The sequence below is a fragment of the Bartonella sp. AD328YNZD genome, assembly GCF_042196425.1.
Map to the genome: position 1 here is coordinate 1 of NZ_JBHIQG010000142.1, position 5,912 is coordinate 5,912.

Genomic DNA, 5,912 nt, shown 5'->3' on the forward strand with positions numbered 1-5,912 from the left:
GCTTCACCTGATCCATGCGTTGCAACAAAGGCTTTAGCCGTTTCACTCCACAACAAGGAATCACTTTTCACATCAGCAATGTCTTTGCCTATTTCATTCTTAATATTCGTGATGGAATTATTCACATTGCTGAAAGAAGTACTTACACCAGAAAAGGCTGTGGTTACATCATGATACTCTTTATCTTCTGTATTGCCATCTTCTTTCACGCTCTTAATCGTGAATGTAGGGGCTGTCCATGTGCCATTTTCATACTTAGCATTACCACCAAAATATGTTGCTACCTGATCGCCCAATTTATGAAGCTGGTTACCCGTCACTGCATCCGTCGAGCCAGATTTAATGTCCCCATCTAATAGAGATGTAAGCTTGCTATTTGCTTTCGCGTCCCCTGATCCATGCGTTGCAACAAAGGCATTCGCCGTTTTGCTCCAGTTCAAGGAATCACTTTTCACATCGGCAATGTCTTTGCCTATTTCATTCTTAATATTCGTAAAAGAGCTACCTACACCGGAAAACGCTTCCGCTACATTACCATAGCTTTTCTCTTCATCATGGCCTTCAGAATTGATTATTTTAACCTTGAATGTAGGAGCTGTCCATGTGCCATTCTCATATTTAGCGTTACCACCTAAAGATTTTGCAACTTTATCACCTAGGGTATGAAGCTGATTACCCGTTACAGCATCCGTTGAAATAGCAGAAATATCTCCATTTTGGAGAGATGTAATCTTGCTGTTTTCTTTCTTGTCTCCATGTATCGCTACAAAAGAACCTTTGGACTTATCCCACAACAAAGCGTCATTTTTAGCAGCCGTAATGTCCTTTTCAATCTCTTTGCTAATTTCATCCTTAATATTATTAAATTTATCTTTAACATTCTCGAATGAAACACCAACACCGGCAAAGGCAGATGCAACATCGCCATAAGTCGAGTCAGAAACACTACCATCAGATGCAAATTTTTTAACCTTGAATGTAGGTACTGTCCATGCGCCATTTTCATACTTAGCATTACCGCCCAAAGATTTTGCAACACTGCTTCCTAGGGTATGAAGCTGAGAACCATTTATGGCATCAGTTGAGGTTGCTGTAATGTCTCCATTTTTAAGAGACGTAATCTTGCTACTTGTATTCTCCTCACCATGTGTCGCTACAAAGGCATTCGCCGTTTTGCTCCAAATTAAAGAATCACTTTTTTCACCAGCAATTTCTTTTGTAATCTCATTCTTAATATTCGTGATGGAATCACCAACACCGGCAAAGGCAGATGCGACACTGTCATAAGCCGAGTCAATAACGTCACCATCAGAATTGAACTGCTTAACTTTGAATATAGGAGCAGTCCACGTGCCATTCTCATACTTAGCATTACCACCTAAAGATTTTGCAACACTGCTCCCTAGGATATAAAGCTGAGAACCATTTATGGCATCAGTTGAGGCTGCTGTAATGCTACCATTTTCAACTGCCTGAATCTTTTTACCACCAGCATTTATACCGGAAGTCGTCACTTTTGGACCATTGGCAATCACTAAGCCTGTTGCGTCTAAGGTGCTGTCTCCTATTTGTATTTTATCAACTATAATGGACCTAGCTAGATCAAATTTCACTTTATTGTCTTTATCACCTTTTGTGACCGTGAGATTTGTACTTCCAGCTGCCAAATCCATTGGGCTGGTTGAATTAACACTCGTTTTATTTTTACCATTAACAGAAAGATCCCAATTTGAGTTTACAGTGTCTTGTAGAGCTTTTAGCTGCGCAACATTCACGGCATCAGTGTCGTTCGTACCTGCAGCAACATTTATAATCTGTCTGGTCTGACCTTTCTCAAAATTGCCAATACTGAGTGCACCATTAGTAGCTTTCCATACGTTATCCTGTTTATCTGAGTTCTTTCTAATACTAGGGTTATAACCCGCAACACCAGCTTTAACATTAGCCAGAGAGTATTCACCTAAGGCAATTCCTCCGTCAACTGATGCTTTTGCTTGCCGACCAAATGCCAACGCACTGTCGCCGTTGGCATCTGCGTTCTCACCAAATGCTAACGCATAGTCGCCGTTGGTATGTGCACTCCGCCCAAGTGCAACCGCACTGTTACCGTAAACTTCTGCGTTCTCACCAACAGCAAGCCCCCCACTTCCGTTGACGCTTGCACCTCGACCAATACCAATCGAAGAATCCCCACTAACTTTAGCATTTGAACCTAAGGCAATCGCCGACTCACTTTGCGCAAAATCTCCTTTCACTATTGATGCATTTTGACCAATAACAATTGCACCATACGCATCTTTATCTACAACGCGCGCATTGTTGCCAATAGCAATTGAATTTTCCGTATTAGCTATAGGATCTTTAAAAAAAACGTTAGCAGTATTAACGTTCACACCTCTCGTTAATTCATAAAGCTGGGAACCATTTACAGCATCGGTTGAATTTGCTGAAAGCTCACCAGGAGAAACATCCAAAAGAGTCCGAGGTTTACCCTCACTATTCAGAATAGATATTCGAGTTAATGGTGAGTTAGGAGCAATCGATAACTTAGTCATCTCAACCTCGCGATCTAGTGCACGAGGTAAGCTTCTCATAAGAGAAAAGCTGTCTGTATTTTTATGCAGATCATCACCGTGAAATGGATTATTTTGTTTTTCCCCAATAGTAGAGGGTTCCTTTATCTCAACAAGCTGATGATTTAAAGCTGCCAAAGCACTATTAGTGCCAGAAAATGCATCCGTTACATTCTTATAATCTTCACTTCCCGCAAATGCAGTATCAAAAGCATCTTTAGTCTGAAATTTAATATCAGAACTTAAGTTTTTTAAGGTATCTTCACTCTCTATAAATGCAGAGTCAACATCTCCATACACTTTACTGCCAACTACATAGGCCGGGGGAATACCTTTAAGTACATTTGCATCACCACTAAAATCGTTTGATATGTTATTAAAAATCGAAGTATTAGCAGAAACAGGAGAAACATTTGATAAAAAGATAATCACTGAAGCCACTAAAAACGCTGTAATAAACAGTAATTGATAAAACAAGCAAGAATTTTTAAAACCATTCACCACTGGCGCCTTTGATGTGGTACATAATTTTTTCATAATAAATTCTCCAAGTAAGAAAAACATATCAAGAACATTAAAAAGACACATTTCAGCACTAAGAGTGATTTGAAGATTTGTTTTTCGTCTGTTCTTTATAAAGCTTAAGTTTTTCGAAAAGATTGAAAGGAGCAGATTAGAGCTCCAGTGGTGTTGCGATTAACGTTGATTAATAGTTTGGTTAGTAAGGTTTTGGTTTATTCTGCCTTTAAGCAAGTTGTTTGTTTGTAGTAATTTCTGAATTTGTGGGTAAGAATAGAGAATGAAAGGGACATATTCGTACGCTACTGTTAGATGTGTGATTTATAGTTATTTGAAATAAAAGAGTTCGTTTTGTATGCTTAATGGACAATGAATATTTATGAGTGAAAGGTTTAGGTCATTTAGACCCCGTGATAAGTTCAGGTAAAACTTGTATAGGATTATTGTGGTTTTATCACAAGAACAAGTGATTTGTTTCTTGATTTCTTGAGTCATTTTTCTTGAAGGGTTTTAAAGAAAAATGACAATAATCATGTGATTCTTTCATAACTTTCCGCACCTCCCTTTGCGAGAATTTTTTTGTTCTGTTTGTTCCAGAATGAGTCTTATAGACTTTCGAACAAAATAGCAAGAAGAAAATGAATTTAATTATTTTTACAGAATGAGTCTTTCTGATTTATGTAATCGTAAAATTCCCTATAATAAAAATTCATAACTTTTACGCGTATAGACTTATGTAGAGGTTCTGTTTTACAGTCAATTTGATGTATCTCTGTTTTGTCCAAAATGAGTCTTACTTTCATTGCCACTGCTGTGTACAGAGAAAATAATTAAAATAGTAAAAAGTGAGATTTTTTTGTTTCTTTAAGCATATCCCCCCAATGGATATTTTCTATTAATGAAATTATAAAACGTACAGTTTTAAAATACTGTGTAATTATGCGCTCTATCAATTTATATGATAATATTACTCTGCATTTGTAAAATTTTTGTTAAAGCGCTTCATTTTTTACTCAATTCAATCTCACTAAAATTATTCCTATAGAATATTAAGTGTATTACTCTGATAATATAAATTCGCCCTTGCCTAATAAGACAAGGGCGAAAATTCAGTTAAATTGCAGTTTTTCGCATTATCTGCTGTTATTTTAATTTTAGAGTTATTCCGCCACCTACTCCCCACTGGCCACCAGCACTGGTAGCTGATAGATTAGAACGAATCTTACCATCTTCAGATGTATAACCCGCACCAATAGCAAAAGCAGACTGACCACGCCACAAACCGCCACCAAATGAAACACTCAAAGATCCTGGATCATCGAAGTAACGTAAATTAGACACCGCCAAACCAATCGCTGCTGCTTGCCTTGCCTCTTTGCGCACATTCGTAATATCATAACTTAATGCTTCAAACTTCCTATCGGTATAGGACTTCGCCTCGTTAACACCTTTACTGACTTGATCAACCGTATATTTGTTCGCATCATTAAGAACTATCTTCATCTGCCCTTCAGTATAATCATGCAATTGACCACCATTAACAGCTTCCTTAGAACCTTTCTTAATTTTACCATCCCCTACGTTGTCTATCAAGACAGGGTCGCTGTCATTAACACCTTTTAGAGTGATGCTATTGGTTTTCTTTCCGCTATCATCGGTATCATAGCCAACCGCAATATCCACCTTTTTTTCAACGTTTGTTACCCTGCTCTCAACATTTGTTACCCTCTCTTTCATCTGCTGGAGCTGTCCGTCACTCCCCTCATAAGTTGACTTTTCTAAAATTTCACTAGGAGAAACAGTTACCGCGGTTGAATTATCTTCCTCATCCATAGAATTTTCCGCCTCATCTATGACAAGAGGTAAGCTTCTTAGAAGACGTGCGCTTCTCATAAAAGGAAAGCCGGCTGTAATAGTATCCGAACCACCTCTTCCAATTACAGGTTTTTCAACAATAGGAGCGTTATTTTTTATCTCAATAATCCGATGATTCAAATTTGTGAAAGCACTATTAACACCTGTCAATGCATCTGCAACGTTCTTATAGCTTTTCTGAGTCTCATTACCATCCTTATCAAAGGTTTTAACTATAAAAGTAGGATCATTCCACGTTCCAGCGTCATCATATCCAGCACCACCGCCGAAATAACTCGCAAATGCCTGAGCCATAAAATAAAGCTGGCCACCATTTACTGCTTCGGTCGATGTTGCTGTAAATGCACCACCCCTAATCCCAGAGAGAATTCGTGGAGCATTTACACTGTTTGCAATATCTATTCTATTACCAGCTTCATTTCCACCAATCGTAATAAGTCCAGCGCTATTTTGCTTAACAAGGTTATTCCCTGCCGAATTAATGACTATATTTTCAATCTTTTTATCAAGATTCGTGAAAGAACTATTTACGCCTGTAAAGGCATCTGCAACATTATAATAGCTCTTTTCAGCTCCATTACCATTCTTATCAAAGACCTTAACTGTAAAAGTAGGAGCATTCCAGTTTCCATCTGCATCATATCCAGCTTTACCACTGAAATAGCTAGCAATTACATTGCTCATAGCATAAGCTTGAGAACCATTGATTGCATCAGTCGATGTTGCTGTAATAGAACCAGCATTAACACCTGAAAGAGTCCGTGCTGCATTATTAACGTTCGCAATACTTACCCTCGTTCCACTCACTTTTCCACCAATGGTAATAAATCCACCTGCATCTTGCTTAACAAGATCATCACCTGTCCCATTAATGACTATATTCTCAATCTTTTTATCAAGATTCGTGAAAGAACTATTTACGCCTGTAAAGGCATCTGCAACATT

The 5,912-nt window shown here is 38.1% G+C and carries 1 protein-coding gene and 1 pseudogene; both read right to left on the reverse strand.

Annotated elements, in window-relative coordinates; genetic code table 11:
- Positions 1-3,110, reverse strand: a pseudogene (locus ACFIO3_RS07460) (hypothetical protein); the annotation flags it as partial.
- A 1,125-nt stretch (positions 3,111-4,235) separates the two neighbouring features.
- Positions 4,236-5,912, reverse strand: a 1,677-nt coding sequence (locus ACFIO3_RS07465; protein ID WP_375704265.1) for a YadA-like family protein, incomplete at its 5' end; no start/stop codon positions are given.